Source organism: Nocardia sp. CY41 (assembly GCF_009829325.1).
Lineage (GTDB): Bacteria > Actinomycetota > Actinomycetes > Mycobacteriales > Mycobacteriaceae > Nocardia.
Genome location: NZ_VUOS01000089.1, coordinates 1 through 3,666, shown reverse-complemented (window position 1 = coordinate 3,666; position 3,666 = coordinate 1). Strand labels below are relative to the sequence as shown.

Sequence of the window (3,666 nt, the reverse complement as noted above, 5' to 3'; positions counted from 1 at the left end):
AACGCCGCCCTCATCTGCCTGGCCCGGCGACGCTGCGACGTCCTCTACGCGATGCTCAAACACGGCGAACTCTACCGATCACCCACGACCTCAGCGGCTTGACGAACACCATAGGGACACCCCCCCGCACAACCTCGTGGACCGCGAGTTCTAGGAGCGGTGGCAGTAAGTGGCGAACGCTCTGTGCCGGAGCGGTCGGCGATCAGTCCCGGCAGCGTCCGAAGGGCGCACACAGCCCGGGCAGGACCACCTCAGCGACAACTCGGGATGAGCGAGACGGCGCAGCGACCGGTCGTCCCCCATCGACGTCCAACAAGCGATCAGGTCGTTCTCATCTGATTGGCGCACGCCACCCGTGTCGCAGCCACTGATTGATCGCAGCGATGTGGACCATCGCCAGATAGCGGACAGCGAGCGTGTCGTAGCGAGTGGCCACCGCCCGATGCTGTTTGATGCCACGCGCGCGACAGCGTTACGGTCCCGGTAGACGACCGGATCAAACACCGGCGGCCTGCCACCGCCCGAGCCGCGGTTGCGGCGATGGCCGGCCTGGTCCGCTGGAACCGGGATCGTCACCCGGATCCCGTGCCGACGCAGCCATTCCCGATTTCCTCGACTGGAGTACGCCTTGCCGGCCAGCACCCGAACGGCTCGTGATCGTGGCCGGCCACCACCAGTCTTGGGCACCTCGATGCCGTCGAGGACCGCCGTGAACTGGGGACCGTCACCGGCCTGGCCCGGAGTGACCAGCAGCGACAGCCCTGTTCGCAAGCCAGATGCAACTTCGTCGACCATCCGCCCCGCGACCGGCCAAGCCCGTGATCGCCGGGTTCGCGGACCACCCCTCCGGGCGGCTCGGCCTGCCCATCACCGTCGCGGCGTGCCCCGGCGGCATGCTGATGGGCCCGCAGAAATCATCGAGTCCACGCTCACCTGCCACACGATCCGGTTTGCCGCGGCGGCGAACGCCTGCAGCAACTTCAGGATCGACGCCCACACTCCGGCACGCTGCCAGCGCCGGAACAGCCCATACACCGCCAGCCACAACCCATACACCGCCGGAACGTCACGCCACGGTGATCCGACTCGGGTCCGCCACCGGATCCCATCGATGAGCTGCCGTTTCGTCCACTAAGGCGGTCGTCCCGCCTTCTTGTTCCGGGGCAGCAACGGTTCCAACCGGGCCCACTGGGCATCGGTCAGGTCCGCGCGCCCCGCCACCACCGCTACGCTGGCCACGAGGTCTCCGGTATTCATGGTTCTTCTTCGACAGCTGAACCAACTACCAGAGACCTCACCTACATACTAACGCCGACAACAGATCCCGCTGAACACATTGATGGGGTGGCACCGCAATGCGGTGCCACCCCATCAACTACTTCGAAACACTCCCTAGATGTCACCTCGTTCGTAATCCGTCGACCACGGGAGTCTCCATATACCCCATGCCAGGAATTTCCATTCGGATCAGATCGCCAGCAGCCCAAAAAATTCGGCGGACTCTGGAACGCGCCACATCCCGTCGTAGTTCCTGTCAAAATGATATCACCCGGAGAGAGTTCAGTTTCCTTTCTGAGGTCTTCGATGAGATGCGAAATATCGACGATCATCTCACCACTGCTGCCGTCCTGCCGGAGTTCACCGTTCACCCACAACGCAGTCGTAGGTTGCACGGATCGGGTGTCTCATCCTTATTACTATCTTCATAGTTTCTACCTCGTTGAACTCGCGCTTACGATACAGTCGACAAGTTGCATTAACGATGTGTTCGTAAATGCTTCACGCTCGGCGATCACGACCGGAACTGGGAGCGAAATGAAGACCGCCGTCTCCCAGCGATGGCGCTCATGGGGCACCAGTGTAAATCCGCCCCGAGCGAGCGAGGTTGCGCTCGCAACTTCCTGCCATCCAATCTGCCTCTCATTTCAGGAACCGGCGCCCAGCCCGCGCGACCGTGAGCACGTCACCTATATCGGGCTGTTGAGAAGAGACAACTCCAACGTATCCGTATCCGAAGCCGAGATCTTGATCAAGGGCTTCGACTTGGCAACTCTGTTCGTCGATCAGTCTACGACCTGCTCGTCGTCATTTCGGCGTATGGCCCGACGTCTCTGATGGATACGCGCACCGTTCCTGAGACTCCAATCTGCGTTGGTGCGCGCGACTCCTATCCGCTCGACTTCGTAGGTATCCAGAAGTTTATCATCGGCTTGGCCGCGTAAGACAAGCGCAAGCTTCCACGCAAGATTACGGACGTCTTGGATACCAGTTTTTGTCCCGAAGCCGCCAGTCGGCGGAAAGAATGCGCCGTATCTCCCGCGAGAAATCCTACCGTGGCACCACTTTCTCGCTACGTGTCGCACGGCGTCGTCACACGGCAGATCGCTGGGAATCGCATGTACCTTCCTCATTATCGTCCGCGATCGACCGCACTACTTCGATGTACAAGTTCCGCTTGTTCTTGAAGTAATGAAATGAAGCCCGTGAGCAACGCCCGCGCTGTCGGCGATGTCGCTGATGAGCACGTCGTCATAGAGAAGGCGGCCAAAGGCATCACGCCCGGCGGCGATTACTCGCTCCCGTCGCGTCGGAGGTTGGATGAATGCGGCGGGCATGCGACAACGACAGCCTGCCGACACCGAGACCTCCCTCATTACGTTGCCGGCCCGAGAATTGCCTCGAATGCGCCGAGGAGGTCACCGCTGACATCGGCGGGCCGTAACCGCCATCGCGCACCGACGTGCCCATCGGGCCGAACGAGTACAGCACCCCCTTCTTGCAGCTCGTACAGATCGCTCCAGTACCCCGGCACCTTGTCGTCCACGATGCAGTCGCTGCCGATGAATGAGCCTGCGGATGAGTGCACACAGTAGACCTGTATGGGTAGCGCCGTACGCGTTCGCGCGGAACGAACAGCGTCGGTCCAGTGATGCCCGGGACCTGCAACGAGCACCGTCCACCGTCCCGTCACCAGGTCGATCGTCGACAGCTGTCGCCCGTCCGTCGTACGCAGCCGAGCGTGTGGAGCACGAGCCCCAGGCCTTGCCGACATAAGGTACTCGGTGATCGTTGATTCGCGGAGGGGGCTGCCGTCGTCCACGACCCCATTGCCGGCATACTGGTGGCCGAACTGCTGACCCAGAGAATGAAATTCTTCACGCATCTGGGCGATTCCTGCCGCCACAGCAATTCGAAGGTCATGTCCGCCGGGTGCAGCTAGCAAGCTCAACGTGTCCGGAGAGCGGAGCGAAGCAGCCGCCTCTTGTTGACGCTGAGCGTTGAGCATCGACTGCTCGGCATTGAACGTGGCGAATTCCGTTACGCACAAGGGCGCTGATGGGTCCAGGGCATAGCGCAACGGTGCAGCTGGTTGCTCTACCTAATGCACCCACGGACCCGCCCTCGGTCACAATCACCACCGCGGCCACACCGCACTCGGCGGACACCCACCAGCCAGCCGCGTCCCCAACCTCTCAGGTCAGTACACCTAGGTTCTGTCTCCCAAATCGAGGGACTATCGGAACTCCGGTGGATCTGATCGGGAGTGTCTGATCTCCGGTGTATCTGATCTCGGTCTGACTGGCCGAGCCTGAGGGTTCGGCGGGAAGGATCATTTGATGTCGGAGACACTCGAATCCGTGGTGGATGCGGTGGATCAGAAGAAGC

General features: G+C 61.5%; 3 protein-coding genes and 1 pseudogene. All 4 read right to left on the bottom strand.

Going from position 1 to position 3,666, the window contains the following annotated elements:
- Positions 1–331: 331 nt before the first annotated feature.
- Positions 332–1,257, bottom strand: a pseudogene (locus GVY64_RS39400) (IS5 family transposase).
- A 41-nt stretch (positions 1,258–1,298) separates the two neighbouring features.
- Positions 1,299–1,649, bottom strand: a complete 351-nt coding sequence (locus tag GVY64_RS39395; protein ID WP_159851244.1) for a fumarylacetoacetate hydrolase family protein — start codon at positions 1,647–1,649, stop codon at positions 1,299–1,301.
- 414 nt (positions 1,650–2,063) lie between these two features.
- Positions 2,064–2,411 carry an FAD-dependent monooxygenase gene (locus GVY64_RS39390; protein WP_159851242.1) on the bottom strand — a complete coding sequence of 116 codons (348 nt, stop codon included), beginning with the start codon at positions 2,409–2,411 and terminating at the stop codon, positions 2,064–2,066.
- Between the two features lie 242 nt (positions 2,412–2,653).
- The gene (locus GVY64_RS39385) at positions 2,654–3,052 is read right to left on the bottom strand and encodes an aromatic-ring hydroxylase C-terminal domain-containing protein (RefSeq protein ID WP_442939691.1); all 399 of its coding nucleotides are present in this window, start codon (positions 3,050–3,052) and stop codon (positions 2,654–2,656) included.
- Between the last annotated feature and the right edge of the window lie 614 nt (positions 3,053–3,666).